17 protein-coding genes and 1 pseudogene are annotated in these 19,813 nt (G+C 53.7%); 10 read left to right on the top strand and 8 right to left on the bottom strand.

Annotated features, from left to right (window positions below; genetic code table 11):
* Positions 1-9: 9 nt before the first annotated feature.
* The 5 genes from rfaC to envC all read right to left on the bottom strand — a co-directional run bounded on the left by rfaC (position 10) and on the right by envC (position 5,455).
* Complete coding sequence (gene rfaC / locus EH207_RS15310) at positions 10-993, bottom strand: lipopolysaccharide heptosyltransferase RfaC (RefSeq protein WP_137714776.1); 984 nt, start codon at positions 991-993, stop codon at positions 10-12.
* Positions 990-2,042 carry an ADP-heptose--LPS heptosyltransferase RfaF gene (gene rfaF, locus EH207_RS15305; protein ID WP_137715379.1) on the bottom strand — a complete coding sequence of 351 codons (1,053 nt, stop codon included), beginning with the start codon at positions 2,040-2,042 and terminating at the stop codon, positions 990-992. The genes rfaC and rfaF overlap by 4 nt, the downstream gene beginning before the upstream one ends.
* A gap of 38 nt (positions 2,043-2,080) precedes the next feature.
* Entirely contained in the window at positions 2,081-3,013 is a 933-nt protein-coding gene (gene rfaD, locus EH207_RS15300; protein ID WP_137714775.1) for an ADP-glyceromanno-heptose 6-epimerase, read from the bottom strand.
* Between the two features lie 178 nt (positions 3,014-3,191).
* The gene (locus EH207_RS15295; RefSeq protein WP_137714774.1) at positions 3,192-4,151 is read right to left on the bottom strand and encodes a divergent polysaccharide deacetylase family protein; all 960 of its coding nucleotides are present in this window, start codon (positions 4,149-4,151) and stop codon (positions 3,192-3,194) included.
* Positions 4,152-4,153: 2 nt separating this feature from the next.
* Positions 4,154-5,455 (bottom strand): murein hydrolase activator EnvC, encoded by a 1,302-nt coding sequence (gene envC, locus EH207_RS15290; RefSeq protein WP_137714773.1) that lies wholly within the window; start codon positions 5,453-5,455, stop codon positions 4,154-4,156.
* Positions 5,456-5,751: 296 nt separating this feature from the next.
* Here envC and EH207_RS15285 point away from each other — a divergent pair, with 296 nt between their 5' ends.
* The 6 genes from EH207_RS15285 to EH207_RS15260 all read left to right on the top strand — a co-directional run bounded on the left by EH207_RS15285 (position 5,752) and on the right by EH207_RS15260 (position 10,871).
* Entirely contained in the window at positions 5,752-6,183 is a 432-nt protein-coding gene (locus EH207_RS15285; protein WP_137714772.1) for a rhodanese-like domain-containing protein, read from the top strand.
* A gap of 131 nt (positions 6,184-6,314) precedes the next feature.
* Positions 6,315-6,785 (top strand): protein-export chaperone SecB, encoded by a 471-nt coding sequence (gene secB / locus EH207_RS15280; RefSeq protein WP_137714771.1) that lies wholly within the window; start codon positions 6,315-6,317, stop codon positions 6,783-6,785.
* Positions 6,785-7,804, top strand: coding sequence for an NAD(P)H-dependent glycerol-3-phosphate dehydrogenase (gene gpsA / locus EH207_RS15275; RefSeq protein WP_137714770.1), 1,020 nt, complete (start codon positions 6,785-6,787; stop codon positions 7,802-7,804). Before secB ends, gpsA begins: the two co-directional genes overlap by 1 nt.
* A gap of 126 nt (positions 7,805-7,930) precedes the next feature.
* The gene (cysE, locus tag EH207_RS15270) at positions 7,931-8,752 is read left to right on the top strand and encodes a serine O-acetyltransferase (RefSeq protein WP_137714769.1); all 822 of its coding nucleotides are present in this window, start codon (positions 7,931-7,933) and stop codon (positions 8,750-8,752) included.
* A 254-nt stretch (positions 8,753-9,006) separates the two neighbouring features.
* Entirely contained in the window at positions 9,007-9,690 is a 684-nt protein-coding gene (pagP, locus tag EH207_RS15265) for a lipid IV(A) palmitoyltransferase PagP (RefSeq protein ID WP_137714768.1), read from the top strand.
* Positions 9,691-9,971: 281 nt separating this feature from the next.
* Positions 9,972-10,871: a carboxylate/amino acid/amine transporter gene (locus EH207_RS15260; RefSeq protein WP_137714767.1), complete on the top strand. Its 900-nt coding sequence runs from the start codon at positions 9,972-9,974 to the stop codon at positions 10,869-10,871.
* Here EH207_RS15260 and metR read toward each other — a convergent pair.
* Positions 10,777-11,712: an HTH-type transcriptional regulator MetR gene (metR, locus tag EH207_RS15255; RefSeq protein ID WP_137714766.1), complete on the bottom strand. Its 936-nt coding sequence runs from the start codon at positions 11,710-11,712 to the stop codon at positions 10,777-10,779. The genes EH207_RS15260 and metR overlap by 95 nt on opposite strands.
* Positions 11,713-11,816: 104 nt before the next feature.
* Here metR and metE point away from each other — a divergent pair, with 104 nt between their 5' ends.
* A complete protein-coding gene (gene metE, locus EH207_RS15250) occupies positions 11,817-14,084 on the top strand; it encodes a 5-methyltetrahydropteroyltriglutamate--homocysteine S-methyltransferase (protein ID WP_137714765.1) in 2,268 nt (755 codons plus the stop codon).
* Between the two features lie 123 nt (positions 14,085-14,207).
* Here the strand turns inward: metE and EH207_RS15245 are convergent.
* Both EH207_RS15245 and EH207_RS15240 read right to left on the bottom strand, forming a co-directional pair.
* A pseudogene (locus EH207_RS15245) lies at positions 14,208-14,476 on the bottom strand (transposase); the annotation flags it as partial.
* Positions 14,477-14,482: 6 nt separating this feature from the next.
* Complete coding sequence (locus tag EH207_RS15240; RefSeq protein ID WP_137714764.1) at positions 14,483-15,310, bottom strand: dienelactone hydrolase family protein; 828 nt, start codon at positions 15,308-15,310, stop codon at positions 14,483-14,485.
* Positions 15,311-15,563: 253 nt separating this feature from the next.
* Here EH207_RS15240 and udp point away from each other — a divergent pair, with 253 nt between their 5' ends.
* The 3 genes from udp to EH207_RS15225 all read left to right on the top strand — a co-directional run bounded on the left by udp (position 15,564) and on the right by EH207_RS15225 (position 19,750).
* Complete coding sequence (udp, locus tag EH207_RS15235) at positions 15,564-16,334, top strand: uridine phosphorylase (protein ID WP_137714763.1); 771 nt, start codon at positions 15,564-15,566, stop codon at positions 16,332-16,334.
* 137 nt (positions 16,335-16,471) lie between these two features.
* Entirely contained in the window at positions 16,472-17,254 is a 783-nt protein-coding gene (locus EH207_RS15230) for a tyrosine-protein phosphatase (protein WP_137714762.1), read from the top strand.
* A gap of 510 nt (positions 17,255-17,764) precedes the next feature.
* Positions 17,765-19,750, top strand: coding sequence for a hypothetical protein (locus EH207_RS15225; protein WP_137714761.1), 1,986 nt, complete (start codon positions 17,765-17,767; stop codon positions 19,748-19,750).
* Positions 19,751-19,813 lie beyond the last annotated feature (63 nt).

The raw sequence follows: 19,813 nt of genomic DNA, 5'->3' as shown, positions 1-19,813 counted from the left end.
AGAGCGGGATTACTCGCCTGATGTTGTTAATTTTATCACCTGATCCAATTTCCGCCGGATTTCCCCCGGGGGAATCGCCATCATTTGATGATTTTCAGACAGTTCCGCCACCTGATTTAACCCGTACCCCCCGATTAATCCTGGATCGGTCGGGCCATACAAGGTGATATTGGGGCGATTCAGCGCGGCCGTTAAATGGCTCAGCCCCGTATCGACGGATACGACGGCTTTCGCGCCAGCCAGCACCTCCGCGACCTGCTGTAGCGTTAAACGCGGCAACACCTCGACGTGGGAAAAACCTTCCGCCAGACGCACCGCTCGCTGATGCTCATGCTCCGCGCCCCACGGAAGCTTGATCTGAAGGCCGCTGGTTTGCAGCAGAGAAATCAGTTCGCGCCAGTGAGGTTCCGGCCAATGTTTTTCATCCCGGGTCGTGGCGTGGAGAAAAACCAGATATTGATTAGCATCCGCGGGTAATGGGGAAAGAAAGCGGGCGGCAATTGCGTAATCGCCGCGTTCGGCCGGTTTCCTGTAGCGCAGGCTGGCCGCGAACAGTTCTCGTACGCGTTCCACCGCGTGCAACTGACGGCTGATAGCGTGCCGATAGTTATAGAACCAGCTCGCCAGCGGCTCACGGGCACTTTTGTAATCCAGCCCGTGTTTTTTTCCGCGGGCCAGACGTGTTATCAGCGCGGCGCTTTTTATCAGCCCCTGCGCGTCAATCACCGCGTCGTAACGTTTGGCAAGCAGTTGCTGCCTGAAAGCGGCCCGCTCTCGTCTGGTGGCGGCGCTGAACCAGCTTTTTCTCCAGCGCCTGATGGCCACCGGGATGACGCGTGCCACTGCCGGGTGCCAACTGGGGATTTGGGCAAATCCTTCTTCTACCGCCCAGTCGAACTGGATGCCGGGGATGATATGCATGGCATCCGTCAGGGCAGGTAGTGTGTGAAGCACATCGCCCATGGAAGATGTTTTGATGATCAACACCCTCATGCGTTTTCTCCCGGTGGGGTCAGGTATTTTTCCAGCGCGGTGAGGACGCGATCGGGCTGAATGTCGATCAAACTTTGATGGTATCCTTGCTCCGCATCCCCCTTGCGCACCCGGTGGTAACCGGTAATCAAGCGAATGACTTCCGCCTGATTCGACAAGGGCGGGGTGAAGTCCGGGCTGCTTGGCCCGTAAAGGGCAATGAGCGGGCGATTGAGCGCAGCGGCGACATGCATTAACCCGGAATCATTACTGACGACGGCGTGGCAGGCGGCGATTAACACGACCGCCTGTTCCAGCGAGGTTTGCCCGGCCAGATTAGCGCAATGGGGCCGCGCGCCTTTCGTCAGCGCCTGAATAATATCGTCGCCTGCCAGCCGATCTTTGGCTGAGCCGAACAGGGCAACCTGATAGCCTCTTTCAATCAGCGATTGCGCCAGAGCAGCATAGTGATAATGCGGCCAGCGTTTGGCCGGGCCGAATTCCGCGCCGGGGCAAAAGCCAATCATCGGGCGTAAGCTATTCAGACCAAAGCTTGTTGTTATATCGGTGATTTCAGTGTGGCTGACCTGTAGCCGCGGCCACAATAACGGCCGCGGCAGATCCTGCGCGTTACGCAGGCGGCCTCGTTCATAGGCCAGCGCCACATAGCGCTGCACCATCAACGGGAAGGCGGCTTTATCCAAAACCCGGATATCATTCAGCAGGCCGTAACGCATTTCACCACGCCACCCGGTGCGTTGTGGAATATTGGCGAAAAATGGCACCAGTGCGGATTTAAACGAATTGGGCAACACGTAAGCGCGATCGTAACGGGCTTCACGCAGTGAGAGGCCGAGCCGACGGCGTTCGCCTAACGCCAGCGCCCCATGTCCCAGCGGCATGGCCAGCGCCTGATTGACTTCCGGCATGCGGGCCAGCAGAGGGCGGCACCAGGCTGGCGCCATCACGTCGATGACCGCTTGCGGATGTTCAGCCTTCAGCGTGCGATAGAGACTATGCGACATCATCATATCGCCTACCCATGAAGGGCCGATGACCAGGATTTTCATCATGCTGTTTTCATCGCGCTTATCTATTCCTTGTCCGATTAAACAGAACGGTTTAACCAGGTCATGTATTCAGCGACGCCTTCGGCAACGGTTTTAAACGGTTTGTCGTAGCCTGCCGCACGGAGATTGGTCAGGTCTGCCTGTGTATAAGCCTGATAGCGCCCTTTGAGTTTTTCCGGGAATTCGATGTATTCCACGCGGCCTTTTTTGTGGAAGTCCAGCGTCGCATCCGCAACGGCCTGGAAAGATTCCGCCCGGCCGGTGCCGCAGTTGAATATACCGGAGACGCCGTTTTGCCAGAACCACAGATTGACCGCGGCGACATCGCCGACATAGATAAAATCACGTTTGAAGTTTTCGCTGCCGGCGAATAGTTTCGGATTTTCACCCTGATTGATCTGGTTATTCAGGTGAAACGCGACGCTCGCCATACTGCCTTTATGACCTTCACGCGGCCCGTAGACGTTGAAATAACGGAAGCCGCAGATTTGCGATTCCGCCTGCGGCAGTATTTCGCGTACGTATTGATCGAACAGGAACTTGGAGTAGCCATAGACATTCAGCGGCTGTTCGTATTGACGCGCTTCGATGAAGTTATCGTTGCGCCCGCCATAGGTGGCGGCTGAAGAGGCGTACAGGAAAGGAACGCTGCGGTCGAGGCAATAGTGCAGGATGTCTTTGGAGTATTGATAGTTGTTTTCCATCATATACTTGCCGTCCCACTCGGTGGTGGATGAGCAGGCGCCTTCATGGAACACGGCATCGATATCGCCCAGATCGTCACCGGCAACGATGCTGGCAATGAAATCTTCTTTATCCATATAATCGGTGATATCCAAATCCACCAGATTGACGAATTTCGTGCCGTTTTTCAGGTTATCGACAACCAAAATATCCCGATAGCCAGTGTCATTCAGTGCTTTTACGATATTGCTGCCGATGAAACCGGCGCCGCCAGTAACGATAATCATGGGATCTACCCTTGTTGATCTTGCTGGTGAGACACCGCGCCTCACACTCTTTATAATCGCTATAATAGCATTTCATTTTAGGGCAAGCAGCCTGGTGTTGCTTTATCCCTGGATCTGCGCCTGTGATTGGCGGCAAACACAGGCTATGAAAGAGATAGGGGCCGGGGCCCTCTGAAGATTACGGCTGTTTTTTCTCATCGGTTTCCGCTGGCGCTACCCAGGTCTGCCAACGCCGTTTGATGAACGTGGCGGCGGCGCTTTCGCGAATGCTGCTGCTGACCAGTTTGAAGATGGCATCATTCTTCACCGGTTCCGGCGGCCGTTTCGCCAGACATTGCGATACTCCCCGGAACGGTTTAGACGGTTTGACCTGCTTCGGCGCCTCCGACGGAGGCAGCGGCTCATCATGCCGGGCTGGTTCGTTCAGCAACTGACTGGGGCGCACTAAAACAATATCCGGCTCCAGCGCCGGCAGCATCTGTTGTAACACTTTGATGGTTGAAGGATGCGGATGCCCGATGGCAATCGCGGAACCGCTGCGTCTGGCTATCTGCACCGCGCGGTTAAACTGTTTACGGATATCGGCTTCGTTTTGCGTATCGTCCAGGAACACTCTGCGCTTGATGACTTTGATGCCGGTTCCGGCGGCGGCCTGACTGGTTTTGCTGCTGGCGATCGTCATACTGTCGAGAAAATAGAGCGGGTAGGCGCTCATCGCCTGCATCACTTTCCGCATGCCCGGCAGACTGGCCGTCATCGCGCTGCCCATGTGGTTGTTCAACCCTGCGGCGTAAGGCACGTTGTTGACTGACTGGCGGATAATGCGCTGGATCTCTTCGCTGCTCATTTCCGGGTGTAGCGTATCGCGTTCCAGCGGCTGCTTGCTCATCGGAGCCATAGGCAGATGAATCAGAACCTCTCGCCCCTGTTTATGGGCTTTAGCGGCCATTTCTCCAGCATAAGGCGCATTGGGCAGGACGGCGATCGAAATCGCCGTCGGCATCGCCAGAACCTGATTGTCGTTATGAGGGCGATAGCCGAAGTCATCGATGACAATGGACAGTTTCCCGGCCAGCGCAAAAGGGGAGAGTGTCAGCAGACCGAGAGCGTAGAGATATTGGGGTTTCAAATAAGACAAGACTATCTTCCCATCCAAGGTTGTGGATTGACCGCCTGACCCTGGCGGCGAATTTCAAAATAAAGCGCAGGCTGGCTTTGTCCGCCACTGGTTCCGACGAGGGCAATGGGTTGACCGGCTTTCACCTGTGCGCCGACGGAGACCAATGCGCTTTGGTTATAGCCGTACAGACTCATATCGCCTTTGCCGTGCTGAACCACCACGACCAGACCGTAGCCTTGTAGCCAGTCGGCCATCAGGACATTGCCGTCGGCAATGGCTTTGACTTCAGTGCCTTCCGGTGCGGCGATGACCAGCCCTTTCCAGCGCAGTTCGCCTTGCAGCGGTTCGCCAAAGCGATGTTCGATACGTCCGCGTACCGGCCAGACCGCCTGACCGGACGGACGCCCGAGGCCGCCGGTGCGAGCCATCAGAGAGCGTTCATTTTCTGTCGGTTTATAGCTGCCGCCGCTGCGTTTGGCCCGTTCTTCTTTTTCCCGAACCCTGGCCGCTTCGCGCGCTTCCCGCTCGGCCCTTGCCCTGGCTTCGCGTTCTGCGCGGGCGATTTGATCGCGCAGCCGGGCTTCGTTCTGGCGAAGCTCCGTGAGCTGCTGTTGATCTTTTTCCAGCGAACTCTCCAGCGTCGAAAGGGTGTTCTTTCGCTCGGATTGCGCCTGTTCCAGTTGCTGCTGTTGTTGCTGTTGATCGTTCAGCAGCGCATTTTGCTGTGCTTGTTTTTGCTCCAGCAATTTTCTCTGACTGGCCAGTTCGGTACGCGTTTGCTGTAACGCAAGGATGGATTTCTGACGCGCTTCGTTCAGATAGCCAAAATAGGCCAGAATGCGTTCGCTGCGCTGGCTCTCCTCACCGCTCAAAATAAGTTGAAGCGCACTGTGCTGCCCCTGACGGAACGCTGCATCAAGCTGGTCGGAGAGGATACGCTGCTGGGAAAGGTGCTGCGTTTGTAACCGGGAGATAGATGCGTTCAACTGGTTCAGTTCTTCGTCTAACGCGGACAGGATACGACGCGTTTCACGCAGTTGGCGGCTTGATTGCGCGATGGATTGCTCTTGTTTTTTCAACTGTTGAACCAGCGCGCCGCGCTGTTTTTGTTGCAATTGAACGCGTTTTTCTTTCTCGGCGATATCCTGCTGCAACGTTTTAAGCTGTTGCTGGTTGTCTGCGCTGTAACTCATGCCGGGCAATAGCAAAACGCCGACGCAGAGCGCGCTGGCGCATCGGGCGAACAGCTTTTGTAACGCACAAAAACGGCTACAGGCGCTACATGCCACTCTCAACTGAACGGATAACGCTTTTTTACTCATAGCAATGGATTATTCCACGATGAACAGCGGCTTACCAGTTGTCTCTTGCCGGATTTCTATTTCCAGACGTGACAAGGCGGACGCGAAATTGGCGCTACTGATGCATCAATAATAGATAAATGGGAACGTATACGCATAGAATGGTTGAGTTACATCATTTGCGCAGTGATTTTTATGCAACACGCCGCAGATTCAGCACGCTATCTTGGCTTACTGGCTGTAATTGCGGTATCGCGCAGGTATACTCAGGAACCTTATATTTTATCGCTTAACTGATTCGGGAGTCGTTACACCCCATGCAAGAGATTATGCCATTCATTAGCAAGCACCCTGTATTGAGCGTGGCCTGGGTTGCCCTGTTAGTTGCCGTCATTGTGCTTACTGTGAAGAGTAAATTGTCCAAGGTGAAGGATGTGGTTCGCAGCGAAGCGATCCAACTGATCAACAAAGAAGATGCCGTGGTTGTCGATATTCGTAATCGCGATGACTACCGCCGCGGTCATATCGCCAACGCATTCAACCTGCTCCCCAATGACATTAAAAATGGCAGCGTAGGTGAGTTGGAAAAACATAAATCTCAGCCGGTTATCGTGGTTTGCGCCAATGGTTTGTCCGCACGCGAAGCGGCGAACAATCTGCTGAAAGCCGGGTTTGAGCGTGTCGTCGTGCTGAAAGACGGTTTGGCGGGGTGGAGCGGTGAAAACCTGCCTTTGGTCCGTGGAAAATAGTGTTTCACCACCTCATCCCTGCGCGCGCAATAGCGCCGGGATAGGTGCTAAGATGACGTAATGTGCAGGCGTCCGTTCCTTCAGTGACGAGGGAAGACGTCAGGGAAATCTAACAAAAGGTATTATTTAACATGTCTGAGCAAAACAACACTGAAATGTCTTTCCAAATCCAGCGTATTTATACTAAGGATATCTCTTTTGAAGCGCCGAATGCGCCTCAGGTATTTCAGCAGGAATGGCAACCGGAAGTAAAACTGGATCTGGATACCGCGTCCAGCCAACTGGCGGAAGACATTTACGAAGTTGTACTGCGCGTGACGGTAACGGCCTCTCTGGGTGAAGAAACGGCGTTTTTGTGTGAAGTTCAGCAGGGCGGGATTTTTACCGTAGGGGGTATCGAAGGGACTCAACTGGCGCACTGCCTGGGCGCCTATTGCCCGAATATCCTGTTCCCTTATGCGCGTGAATGCATTACCAGCCAGGTATCCCGCGGTACGTTCCCGCAGTTGAATCTGGCGCCGGTAAACTTTGACGCGCTGTTCATGAACTATTTACAGCAGCAGGCCGAGGGTGAAGGCGCTGCGTCAAATCAGGATGCCTGATGAACGCGCCTGACGCTTCCATGACGGTTGTCGGCGCCGGTTCATACGGCACTGCACTTGCCATTACGCTGGCGCGCAACGGCCATCGCGTTGTGCTCTGGGGACATGAACCTAAGCACATTCAGGCGTTGCAGGCCGAGCGTTGCAATCAAGCATTTCTGCCTGATGTCCCTTTTCCCGATACGCTGGAACTGGAAACTGATTTGGCGCGGGCATTAGCCGCGAGCAGAAATGTGCTGGTGGTGGTGCCCAGCCATGTTTTCGGCGATATGTTAAGCCAGATCAAGCCTCATCTGCGTGCGGATGCGCGGATTGTATGGGCAACTAAAGGGCTGGAGGCGGAAACCGGACGGTTGTTACAGGATGTGGCGCGTGAGGCGTTAGGCGAGCAAATTCCGCTAGCGGTGGTATCCGGTCCGACTTTTGCGAAAGAGCTGGCGGCAGGTCTGCCCACGGCGATTGCCCTGGCCGCAACGGACGGCGATTTCGCCGACGACCTCCAGCACCTGTTGCACTGTGGGAAAAGCTTCCGGGTATATAGCAACCCCGATTTTATCGGTGTCCAGCTTGGCGGCGCGGTAAAAAACGTGATTGCCATCGGCGCGGGAATGTCTGACGGCATGGAGTTTGGCGCCAATGCCCGCACGGCGTTGATTACCCGCGGACTGGCGGAAATGACGCGGCTGGGTGTCGCGTTGGGCGCCGATCCCTCCACTTTCATGGGCATGGCAGGGTTGGGCGATCTGGTGCTGACCTGTACGGATAACCAATCCCGCAACCGGCGTTTCGGTATGATGCTGGGACAAGGGATGGATGTTCAACGCGCGCAGGACAAAATTGGTCAGGTGGTTGAAGGATATCGTAACACCAAAGAGGTGCTGGCGCTGGCCCAGCGCTGCGGTGTTGAAATGCCGATAACCGAACAGCTTTGGCAAGTCTTGTACTGTGGCAAAGATGCCCGTGAAGCGGCATTAAGTCTGCTGGGCCGCACGCGCAAAGACGAAAGTACTAAATTATAATCCGGCTATCGGCTGGCTTCCTCCATGCGGGGCGCCAGCCCGTAGTCATTTTGTTTTTGTATGCCAATGGCATCGTGAGAAATTGTATTTTGACGCGTGGTAAGTGGTACTGCGGGGAGTAGGGTAATGTCGACAGAAGAGTTGGAAAGAGTCTGGAAAAATATTAAGGCGGAAGCGCGCAGTCTGGCAGACTGCGAACCTATGCTCGCCAGCTTTTTTCATGCGACATTGCTGAAACATGAGAATCTGGGTAGCGCACTGAGCTATATGTTGGCCAACAAGCTGTCGAGTCCGATTATGCCCGCGATTGCGATCCGGGAAGTGGCTGAAGAAGCATATCAGGCCGATCCGCAGATGATCGTTTCCGCCGCGCGCGATATTCAGGCGGTCTGTTTACGCGATCCGGCGGTTGATCAATATTGCACCCCTTTGTTGTACCTGAAGGGGTTCCATGCGTTGCAGGCGTATCGCATCGGGCACTGGTTGTGGTCGCAGGATCGCAAAGCGCTGGCGATCTATTTTCAGAATCAGATATCAGTCTCGTTTGGTGTCGATATCCACCCGGCCGCCATGATTGGCTGTGGGATCATGCTTGATCACGCGACCGGTATTGTGATCGGCGAAACGGCGGTGGTGGAGAATGATGTCTCTATCCTGCAATCCGTCACCCTCGGCGGTACGGGCAAAACCAGCGGCGATCGGCATCCCAAGATTCGCGAAGGCGTGATGATCGGCGCTGGTGCCAAGATTTTGGGGAATATTGAAGTGGGACGCGGCGCCAAGATTGGCGCGGGTTCGGTCGTGCTTCAGCCCGTACCGGCCCATACTACGGCAGCAGGGGTGCCTGCCCGAATTGTGGGACGCCCGGAAACAGATAAGCCCGCGATGGATATGGATCAATATTTTAACGGTGTTAATCGCGGTTTTGAATACGGTGATGGTATTTAGTCTTTAGCCATTCAATATTTATCCATTCAGCCTTTTATTTATAAACCATCTGATATTTAGATGGTTTTTTTTATTTCAGGTAAGAAATTTCTGAAACACTTTATTAAAATAAAATTTATTTAGCACCTGTTGAGATTTATGCCTACATAATAACTGGCTTTTGTTGTCGTCTTGTTTTGCAGACAAAATAATTTGAGCTATACCATTCAATTGAATGCTACCAATGCCGTTGCTACGTTGCAGAGAGTCTTATAATGTATTTAAACCGTATTTTAATAACCTTAAGTTTGGTCGTGTTATCCGGTATGCCGTTCTTGGTGCATAGTGCCGGTATTGGTATGGAGAATAACCAGAATATGGATAACGATAGCAGCGTGGTGAACACCAATAACACCGCCCGCTATTCACCTAATGACGGCACAACGATGGGTACGGATGCCGCTGTGACGGAGCAGAGTGAAAGTTGGTGGCAGAGAAGCAAAAATAATCTCTCTAAAACCTGGTCGGCGTCGCCGAATCAGGATATTTATATCCCGGCGATTACCTGGCATAACCGTTGGACGTACGATAAAGAAAAAACAGATGAATATAACGAGCGTCCGTGGGGCGCTGGTTATGGTGTCTCGCGTCTGGATGAGGAGAGCGACTGGCATTCACTGTATATTATGGCTTTCAAGGACTCGCACAATAAATGGGAACCGATTGGCGGTTATGGTTTTGAGAAGCGCTGGCGGCCCACTCGCGATCAGGATTTCCAGTTAGGGTTGGGGTTTACTGCCGGTGTTACGATGCGGGATAATTGGAATTATATCCCTATTCCGGTTCTGTTGCCTTTGGCTTCAATCAGTTACAACAAGCTTTCTTTCCAGGCGACGTATATCCCTGGAACACACAATAATGGTAATGTTTTTTTTGCCTGGTTCAGATGGCAAATTTAATAAGCACATTTCTCCAGCTTATTGCTAAACGTTTTTAACGAGTTACATCCCCTTTCCGTAATCACTGAAGGGGGTTTTTATTGTTGGCGAAGGCGCCGGTATTGCCTGTATCGTGATGCGCGTTGGGATTAATATCGCGTGCCGATTATACTGAGTTTTTTTCCATCCCTTATTCGTGTTTTGCTTGCCTGTAATTTATTCAGATGCAAACCCATTTGCTTGAAACTTAAACGCCATTCTCTATTACAATACGGTCATTTCCTTATTGAGCGGATTTCATTGTGCCATTACTCGTTATCACCACCATTTTGTGGGCTTTTTCATTTAGTTTGATTGGTGAATATCTGGCCGGTCAGGTAGACAGCTGGTTTTCGGTATTGATGCGTGTCGGATTGGCAGCGTTGGTTTTCATGCCGTTCCTGCGCTGGCGCGGCTATGCGCCGCGTGTTCTTCTCCTGTATTTACTGGTGGGAGCCTGCCAGTTGGGGATTATGTATCTGTTTGTTTTCCAGGCTTATCTGTATTTGACCGTGCCGGAGTTTTTACTTTTCACCGTCATGACGCCATTGTATGTCACGTTAATTTACGATCTATTACGGCGTGAGCGGCTGCGCTGGGGATATGTCTTGAGTGCGCTATTGGCGGTCCTGGGGGCGGCGGTGATCCGCTATGACGAAATTAGTCCCCATTTCGTCTGGGGGCTGATCCTGGTGCAGGCGGCAAATATCTTTTTTGCTATCGGACAGGTTGGTTACAAGCGCCTGATGGAAGTGCATCCGATGCCGCAGCACACTGCATTTTCATGGTTTTATCTGGGCGCGCTGGCGGTTTCGGTGGTGGCCTGGATACTGTTCGGTAATGCCGGGAAACTCCCTACCACATCGTTGCAATGGGGGGTTTTGATCTGGTTGGGCGTAGCCGCCTCGGGGCTGGGGTATTTCATGTGGAACTACGGCGCGACCCAGGTTGATGCGGGTACGCTTGGGATCATGAATAATTTCCATGTTCCCGCCGCGTTGCTCGTCAACCTGGCTATCTGGCAGGAAAAACCCCATTGGCCGAGTTTTATGCTTGGCGCAATAATTATTATGTCCTCACTGTGGGTACACCGGCGTTGGGTCGTGACGCGTCCCGCACAAACGGTAAATGTTCGCAAGCGTGCTGACGCGCCGAACGAATAAATGCATCAAGTACCGGCTGGCGCTGTTCTCCGTCCCTGACGGCCGCGTACAGCCGGCTCCAGAGTCCTTCTCCCAGCGTTTTGGTGGTCACGAGGCCCTGACGCTCAAAGCTTTCCACCACCCAATGCGGCAGCGCGGCGATGCCCATCCGGGCGGCGACCATTTGAATCAACAGCAGCGTGTTGTCTACGCTTTTTAAGGCCGGACTGACCGCCGCCGGTTGTAAAAAGTTGCGCCATACGTCCAGTCGTTGGCGCTGTACCGGGTAAATCATCAGCGTTTCGGCCCCGAGATCCTCGGGTTCAATTTTTTCTTTTCCCACCAGCGGGTGATCGGGCGCCAGCACCAGTCTGACCTCAAAATCAAACAGCGGTGAATAGTGCAAGCCGCTGCGCGGCATGATGTCCGAGGTCATCACCAGATCCAGTTCGCCCTGCTGCAACGCGGGCTGGGGGTCAAACGTCACGCCGGATTTGAAATCCATGACCACCTGCGGCCAGTTTTGGTGGAACTCATCCAGTGCGGGCGTCAGCCACTGAATACAGCTATGGCACTCAATCGCCAGGCGCAGCGTGGTCTGATGCGGTTCAAGACACGCCTGCAACGCCTGTTGGATTTGCGGCAACACCTGTTCAGCCAGTTGTAACAGAATTTCTCCCTGAGGCGTAAAGCGCAGCGGCTGGCTTTTACGCACAAATAGTCTGAATCCAAGACGTTGTTCCAGATCGCTGAACTGGTGGGACAGTGCCGACTGGGTCTGGTGCAGTGCGGCGGCGGCGGCGGCTAACGATCCTGTATTGCGGAGTGCTTGCAGCGTTCGCAGGTGCTTAAATTCGATCATGAGAGTCCTTCACAGTGACAGTGAATAAATTGCGCTTGTGATTAATACACTACCTGCGGATTATGGATGTGTAAACATCTGGACGTCTAAATGAGGAATTAACGATGACGATTTTAAATCACACACTGGGTTTTCCGCGCGTTGGATTACGCCGTGAACTGAAAAAAGCCCAGGAAAGCTATTGGGCGGGCAACGCGACACAGGAACAATTGCTGACGGCGGGACGCGAACTGCGCGCGCGCCATTGGCAACAACAAAAGGATGCGGGCGTTGATTTGCTGCCGGTGGGTGATTTTGCCTGGTACGATCATGTGCTGACGACCAGCCTGTTGCTGGGTAACGTGCCGGCGCGTCATCAGAATGCTGACGGTTCCGTCGATCTGGATACGCTGTTCCGTATTGGCCGCGGGCGTGCGCCGACGGGTGAACCTGCGGCGGCAGCCGAGATGACCAAGTGGTTCAACACCAACTATCACTACATGGTGCCGGAATTTACCCATGGTCAGCAGTTTAAACTGACCTGGACTCAGTTGCTGGATGAGGTGGATGAAGCGCTGGCGCTTGGCCACAAGGTGAAGCCGGTGCTGCTGGGGCCGGTCACCTATCTGTGGCTGGGTAAGGTGAAGGGTGAGCAGTTTGATCGTTTGTCACTGTTGCAGGACATTCTGCCGGTCTATCAGCAGGTGCTGACTGAGCTGGCCGAACGCGGTATCGAGTGGGTGCAAATTGATGAGCCGGCGCTGGTATTGGAACTGCCGGAGGAGTGGCTGGCCGCTTTCAAACCGGCTTATGATGCGCTGCAAGGACAAGTGAAACTGTTGCTGACGACCTATTTCGACAGCATCGGCCAGAATCTGGAAACCATTAAAGCGTTGCCGGTTCAGGGTCTGCATGTTGACCTGATTCATGGTAAAGATGATGCGGCGGCGTTGAATGCGCAACTGCCTGCCAACTGGGTTCTGTCGCTGGGGGTGATCAACGGACGTAACGTCTGGCGCGCCGATCTGAGCAACTGGTTTGAGCGTTTGCAACCGCTGGTCGGTAAACGCGCACTGTGGCTGGGCAGTTCCTGCTCGCTGCTGCACAGCCCGATCGATTTAAGCGTCGAAACGCGTCTGGACGATGAGGTAAAAAGCTGGTTTGCGTTTGCCATCCAGAAATGTTCGGAGCTGTCCCTGCTCGCTCAGGCGCTGAATAGCGGTAACGCACAGGCTCTGGAAGAATATAGCGCGCCGATCCGCGCCCGCCGTACCTCGGCCCGCGTTAACAATGCGGCGGTCGCCCAGCGTCTGGCGGCCATTACCCCGCAGGACAGCCAGCGTCAGCAGCCTTATCCGCTACGGGCCAAAGCCCAGCGTAAGCGCTTTAATCTGCCCGCATGGCCGACCACCACCATTGGTTCTTTCCCGCAAACCACGGAAATTCGCGGTCTGCGTCTGGACTTCAAACAAGGTCGTCTGGATGGCAATCACTACCGTACCGGTATTGCCGAGCACATCAAGCAGGCGGTGGCGGAGCAGGAGCGTCTGGGGCTGGACGTCCTGGTGCACGGTGAAGCCGAGCGCAACGACATGGTAGAATACTTTGGCGAGCATCTGGATGGTTTTGTCTTTACTCAGAACGGTTGGGTGCAGAGCTATGGTTCTCGTTGTGTGAAGCCCCCGGTCATCATTGGCGATGTCAGCCGTCCTGAAGCCATTACGGTTGAATGGGCGAAATACGCCCAGTCTCTGACGGATAAGCCGATGAAAGGGATGCTGACGGGCCCGGTGACGATTCTGTGCTGGTCTTTCCCGCGCGAAGACGTGACGCGTGAAACCATTGCGAAGCAAATCGCACTGGCGCTGCGTGATGAGGTGGCCGATCTGGAAAAAGCGGGCATCGGTATTATTCAGATCGACGAACCGGCGCTGCGTGAAGGTCTGCCGCTGCATCGTTCCGACTGGGATGCATATCTGGCCTGGGCGGTGGATGCTTTCCGTCTGAATGCGGCGGTGGCGCAGAATGATACCCAGATTCATACCCACATGTGTTATTGCGAGTTCAACGACATCATGGATTCCATTGCGGCGCTGGATGCGGATGTGATTACCATCGAGACGTCACGTTCCGATATGGAATTGCTGGAATCGTTTGAAGAGTTTGAATATCCGAACGAGATCGGCCCAGGCGTGTACGACATTCACTCGCCGAACGTGCCGAGCGTTGAATGGATGGAAGCCCTGTTGTTGAAAGCGGCGCAGCGCATCCCGGCCGAACGCTTATGGGTTAACCCGGATTGTGGTCTGAAAACCCGTGGCTGGACGGAAACCCGCCAGGCGCTGGCGAACATGGTTCAGGCGGCGCAGCGTTTGCGAGAAGCTCAGGCCTGATTATTCGCGGTAATATACAGGGAGGCGCAAAGCCTCCCTTCAGATTGATGACGAACCCCATGTTTTCACGTGGGGTTCTGTTTTACGAGCGACGGTTGGTCGCGAACGCGATATTTTTTGTCTTTATCCCACTACCGCGTTCAGCGTCGCTCTTCGGCGCTCATTACGCTTTACCGCGTTGTAGTCAGCCAGTAACAGCAGATAACACAGCGCCAGCAGCGCCATCTTCTTCATATTCTGCGCTGTGGCCGCAAGCAGGCATTGCATCTGCACTTTATCAGACCACGGAACCGCGCATAACGATGACCATGATGTTGTTTCGCATCCGCGAAGCTTCTCTCCACCGTTTCCTTGCGCCGCGCGTATATCTTTTTGCCCCATTTCGTCACACGTAAACTTCAACCTACTGCGTATTTTTTAAACCACGCCAACATACGTTGCCAGCCGTCCTGTGCGGATTCGGCATGATAGTTGGGGCGGTAGTCAGCATGAAAAGCGTGCCCTGCATCCGGATAGACAATCATCTCTGCCTCCGCATTAGCGGCGCGTAGCGCCTGACGCATTCTATCCACCTGTTCCAGCGGAATTCCCTCGTCTTTGGCACCGTACAACCCCAGCACGGGTGCGCTGAGTCCCGTAGCGATATCAATAGGGTGTTTGGGACTATTCAGCGTCTTAGCGCCGCTGAGTTTGCCATACCAGGCGACCGCCGCCTTCAACTGCGGATTATGGGCGGCATAGAGCCAAGCGATACGCCCGCCCCAGCAGAAACCGGTAACGGCAAGCTTGCTGGCGTCGCCTCCCTGTTTGATGGCCCAGTTTGCAGCATGGTCGAGGTCGGACAGAACTTGCGCATCGGGCACGTTGCAAACCAGCTTGGTCAGAATCTGTTGAATTTCATCACACTGATTGGGATCGCCCTGACGGAAATAGAGTTCGGGCGCGATAGCCATATAGCCTTGTTTGGCCAGACGACGGCAAATATCCTGAATATATTGATGGACGCCGAAAATTTCCTGAACCACCAGCACGACAGGGAAAGGAGGCATTTGATTGGCGGGTTTGGCAAGGTAGGCCGGCAGCGGTTCGCCCTGAGAGGGAATGGTGGTTTCACCGGCGATGATATCTGTGGTATCCGTCATCAGGGTGGAGGCGGCCTGCGGTGCTACGGCTGGAGAGAGTCCCCGTGGCAGATGTCTGAGGGCGGTTGGCTTATCAGTCTTCATGGCGATCTCCTTATAGTGGGCCTGCTATGAAAATTCACAATTGCGACAAAGCGTACCGATGATTAAAAAATCTACAATAAAAGGGTGTATCACCGTAAGCGACTTTTTTGTGGCTGAATTTGCGATTAATGTCACATTATTTGTGTATGCTGTTTTTTTTGTTTCTTCTTGGTGAGTGATGCCTGTCACTAAAAACCATGTGGCAATACGCTAGCATTTTTCGACTACTCGACGAGCTTGTCTGGAGGCGGTTATGCCTAAATCTGATGTTTTCCATCTCGGTTTGACAAAAAGCGATTTGCAGGGGGCTACGCTGGCGATCATTCCCGGCGATCCTGAGCGTGTCGAAAAAATAGCCCGTCTGATGGATAACCCGGCGTTTCTGGCATCGCACCGTGAATTCATGTCCTGGCGGGCGGAACTGGATGGAAAGGTGGTGATTGTCTGCTCTACCGGTATTGGCGGCCCGTCAACGTCGATTGCGGTAGAAGAACTGGCTCAGCTCGGGATTAGTACTTTCCTGCGTGTCGGGACTACCGGCGCCATTCAGGAAGGGATCGAGGTGGGCGATGTGCTGGTGACCACGGCAGCGGTGCGTCTCGACGGCGCCAGCCTGCATTTCGCGCCGATGGAATTCCCGGCGGTCGCCGACTTTGACTGTACCACCGCGCTGGTCGATGCGGGCAAAGCGGCTGGCGTTGCGCTGCACATTGGCGTGACCGCATCATCCGATACGTTTTATCCCGGTCAGGAGCGATACGATACGTTTTCTGGCCGCGTCGTCCGCCGTTTCCGTGGCTCAATGGAAGAATGGCAAAGCATGGGCGTGCTGAATTATGAAATGGAGTCCGCCACGCTGCTGACCATGTGCGCCAGTCAGAGGTTGAAAGCCGGGATGATCGCCGGTGTGATAGTTAATCGTACCCAACAGGAAACCCCGGATGCGGCGGCGGTAAAACTGGCTGAAACGACCGTTATCCAGGTTTTGCTGGATGCCACCCGCCGGTTGCTGGCTGCCGGGTAATTTCAACTTCCGTACATTTCGGGCTGGCCGTTATTGATGGCGGCCCGCTTCCTGATAATCGGTTACCGATATGATGCGCTGTCTGACACCATACGGTTGCCTTGCTTGCCCTTTATGACAACACCGCAGGGAGATCTATGACCGAACCAACGTTGCTCCATCCTTCTTTACTCCCGCTTGACGGCGGGATTAACTTCCGCGATCTGGGCGGGAACCGCGCCGCAGACGGGCGGCTCATCCGTCACGGCAAACTGTTTCGCGCCGGCTCGCTGGATTTGCTGAGTCAGGCCGACTGTGAATATCTTGCCGGCGTTCCGGTTTCTCACGTCGTTGATTATCGGGATGAGGACGAGATTGCGGTTAAGCCCGATGTGCTTTGGTCTGGTGCGAACTACCATGCGTTTCCGGCCAACCCGTTGCGTCATGAAGTGACGGCGAATCTGGATTCGTTAGGATCAGATGTACTGGCGGCGTTTGATTCGCGGGCGTTTATGCTGGAGCTCTATCGCCGTTTGCCATTTGATAATTCGGCTTACCGCCAACTGGCGGCGCTGCTGTTGCAGCCGGATCAAGGCGCGCTGGTACAGCATTGCGCCGTGGGTAAAGACCGCACCGGGATGGGGGCCGCGCTGGTGATGTTCGCGCTGGGGGCGGATGAGCAAACGGTGGTGGAAGACTATCTGCTGACCGATACCACGCTGGCTCCTTTCCGTCAGCAACTGGTGACGCAACTGGCCAAAACGCTCAATGAAAAAGCATTACGGCAGTTCTCTTATGTGCTGTCGGTGCAGGAAGAATTTATCGTGACGGCGTTGCAAGCAATTGATGAACGTTATGGCTCTGTCGATAGCTGGCTTGAAGCCGAATATGGGTTGGACAAACGGGCTCGTCAGTTTTTACAGGAGAAGTATTTGGTTTGAGCGATTGAAAGGCCGGTTTATAGACGAATACCGTTCATGTAGACGCTGGCGCGTCACGGTTAACCGGATCGCGGGCCTTTGACACTTGACCGCTCCGGTTCAATGGCCGGGGCATGTTGTGATGAAGATGGCTTCCCGTTTTTTCCTCCCGGTTTTAATAATTAAGTATTCTCTATGCAACCATTTCAGTGGGAAACGCCACTCAATAAGATCGCCGTTTAAGCTTTATGCATCGGCGATATTGTAACCTAGCGTGATGCAATTACTGATAAATGTATGGAAACAAAAGCATATCAGGATATTTCCGCAGGCATTGGCGCGTTAGCTTCCAGTTATGCGGCCTAACTTTATACGATAAGGTTTGTACATAATTGGTCGCTCACAAACATCAACCATTGAATATGTGTAGACACTTAACTAATGAATCCAATATCCTCCACCACTTATACCCCTTGGATAGATCCAGAAACCTCGGACTCTGGTAAGGGCGCTTCGCAATCCGGTTCCACTTTGTCAAGCTCGGACAGCGACAACAGTTTGCAAACGCCGCTTATCCAGCAGAAAAAGTCATCCTCATCCGCCACCCAGTCGTCCCACCCGCCTCGCGATGATAAAGACAATCTTACCCAATTTGGGAAAAACATACGGTTACATACTTTGCTGCTCAGAGGACTCGGCCACACAAAAGCTCAGGCAAGTCTGATTTCTCTGGCAACGATTCTTCCGCGCATTGTTCAAGTTAAACGTGCGGAGAAAGACGCCTATATGGAAGCGATAGCGCAGAAGATATCCACCGACGAATTCAAGCATCCAGAAGCAATGACCGGCTCGGTCAGCCGTGGAAAAAACGGCGAGTTTAAAAGCAGTAACAACGCTATACAGGCGATATTGCGTTATGTACAGAATAAATATCCGCAAGAGTCCGCCGCTCTCGATCTTTCCAAACCCGCAAAACTCAGTTTGCCGCTGGAAACCAGCGTGTTGCTGAAAGCCAAAGAATTTTCCAAAGGTTGCGAGGTACGCAATATCGACCTTAAAGATGGCTCCAGCCAGGAAGCCGACATCGACCTGATGACTTACACCACGCGTCAGGCCATCAAAAAAGGGACGCTGGGTTTTGGTGAAGAGGCCAGATTACAACCGGGCCATCTTCAGTCCGAGGACGCATCGAACGACGGCGAAAATTTCCCATCGGATTTGGCCCATGTCGGTGAAATTCACCCTTTCGCATTTCTTCAGGATGTACGCTACCAGGTCGCGTCCGATCACCCGGAGATGAAAGAACTGGTGGAGAAATGCCTTAACGACCACGATCCGGTGACGCTGGATCTGCGCGGGCGCTTAGGTGCGCAAGCGCTGCAATCGGTGATCAGCGAGAAATCCTTTAGCAAAGAACTTGGTTGGGCGATGGCGGCCAGCATGGTGGGCAGCGGCGGTCTGGCCTATGCGCTGGATGTGATTGCTTGGGGCGCGGTCACCCACAGTTTATCGTCACAGTTGGGCGAAGAGCATCCGGCGACTAAATTCGCCGACGTTGTACTGGCGTCCCTGACGCCATTGTTTGCCGAAACCATGGATTCGCTGGTGATCAAGCGTCTGATGGGCGCTTTTAAGCACGAGCCTTTGCTGCCGGAATCGTTTGGTGAACTGGTTGATGACTTGAAAGATTCAGCGATATCCGGTTCTATCGCCGCCATTGGGTCCGTGCCCAACAATATTGCCGGTCTGTCGCAAAAATGGGCCACCATGCCAGTGAGTATGATGACCAATCAGATTGCCGCTTCGACTTCGGCCGCGATGGTGCCGCGCGAATTAGCCAAATCGCACGAAGAGATGAGCGCCGGCGTGATACAAAAAATGAACGAAGGCTTTTTCCCTGCGCCGGAATTGCAAGCCGAAACGCAGAACCGGAACGGAACGCACAAGGCGCTTTCACATCAGATCAAGCAAGAGACTTCCGGTGCGCTTGCTGCTGCGCCAGGTGACGGCCTTGCCATAAACTCAATGGGGATCGGTTCGGTCATCAGTCTTGGGGTAGGGTTTTTACCCTTCGATATCATGGGACGCGCGCACCTGATCCCCAGTATGGTGCAAAAAGTCACCAGCATTATGGTGAACACGCCGACGGAGGTGTTGAGCATGGGAACCGGTATTCTGACAGCCAATCATCTGGGAGGACTCAGTAAGTTGATGACAACTGACGCGCAGAAAAACCGCAATATGGTGGAACTTATCGCTAATAAAGCGGTGGAGCAACTGCACAACGGTCCCGGCACCCACGTTGAAATCACCGAGGATGAGTTACAAAAGATAGAACATCCTTCCCTGGCATTAACCTTTCCGTTAGGTAAATCCATCGTCAATACAATGAACGGCATCGCTGAGTTGTTTTCTTCCTCTTGGGCCGCGCTACGTGGCAAACACGCGGAAAGTTTAAGCGAACAGGTTGATATTGGATCGTTGACGTCAAATCGCTCTCATTCCGACAACGTCTGATACAGTATCGCGGCGCATCATCATGTTTGCCGTTTATCTGGGAGTACGCGCGTACTCCCATTC

This window comes from Brenneria rubrifaciens (assembly GCF_005484945.1).
Taxonomy (GTDB): Bacteria; Pseudomonadota; Gammaproteobacteria; order Enterobacterales; family Enterobacteriaceae; genus Brenneria; species Brenneria rubrifaciens.
This window is presented reverse-complemented; position numbering and strand designations above follow the sequence as displayed.

Excerpts from the sequence above, each read along its gene's own strand:
- secB (WP_137714771.1), top strand. The coding sequence starts at position 6,315 with ATGTCTGAGCAAAACAACACTGAAATGTCTTTCCAAATCCAGCGTATT.
- metE (WP_137714765.1), top strand. The coding sequence starts at position 11,817 with ATGACGATTTTAAATCACACACTGGGTTTTCCGCGCGTTGGATTACGC.
- EH207_RS15285 (WP_137714772.1), top strand. The coding sequence starts at position 5,752 with ATGCAAGAGATTATGCCATTCATTAGCAAGCACCCTGTATTGAGCGTG.
- gpsA (WP_137714770.1), top strand. The coding sequence starts at position 6,785 with ATGAACGCGCCTGACGCTTCCATGACGGTTGTCGGCGCCGGTTCATAC.
- envC (WP_137714773.1), bottom strand. The coding sequence starts at position 5,455 with ATGAGTAAAAAAGCGTTATCCGTTCAGTTGAGAGTGGCATGTAGCGCC.
- udp (WP_137714763.1), top strand. The coding sequence starts at position 15,564 with ATGCCTAAATCTGATGTTTTCCATCTCGGTTTGACAAAAAGCGATTTG.
- rfaF (WP_137715379.1), bottom strand. The coding sequence starts at position 2,042 with ATGAAAATCCTGGTCATCGGCCCTTCATGGGTAGGCGATATGATGATG.
- EH207_RS15230 (WP_137714762.1), top strand. The coding sequence starts at position 16,472 with ATGACCGAACCAACGTTGCTCCATCCTTCTTTACTCCCGCTTGACGGC.
- metR (WP_137714766.1), bottom strand. The coding sequence starts at position 11,712 with ATGATCGAATTTAAGCACCTGCGAACGCTGCAAGCACTCCGCAATACA.
- EH207_RS15240 (WP_137714764.1), bottom strand. The coding sequence starts at position 15,310 with ATGAAGACTGATAAGCCAACCGCCCTCAGACATCTGCCACGGGGACTC.
- pagP (WP_137714768.1), top strand. The coding sequence starts at position 9,007 with ATGTATTTAAACCGTATTTTAATAACCTTAAGTTTGGTCGTGTTATCC.
- cysE (WP_137714769.1), top strand. The coding sequence starts at position 7,931 with ATGTCGACAGAAGAGTTGGAAAGAGTCTGGAAAAATATTAAGGCGGAA.
- rfaC (WP_137714776.1), bottom strand. The coding sequence starts at position 993 with ATGAGGGTGTTGATCATCAAAACATCTTCCATGGGCGATGTGCTTCAC.
- rfaD (WP_137714775.1), bottom strand. The coding sequence starts at position 3,013 with ATGATTATCGTTACTGGCGGCGCCGGTTTCATCGGCAGCAATATCGTA.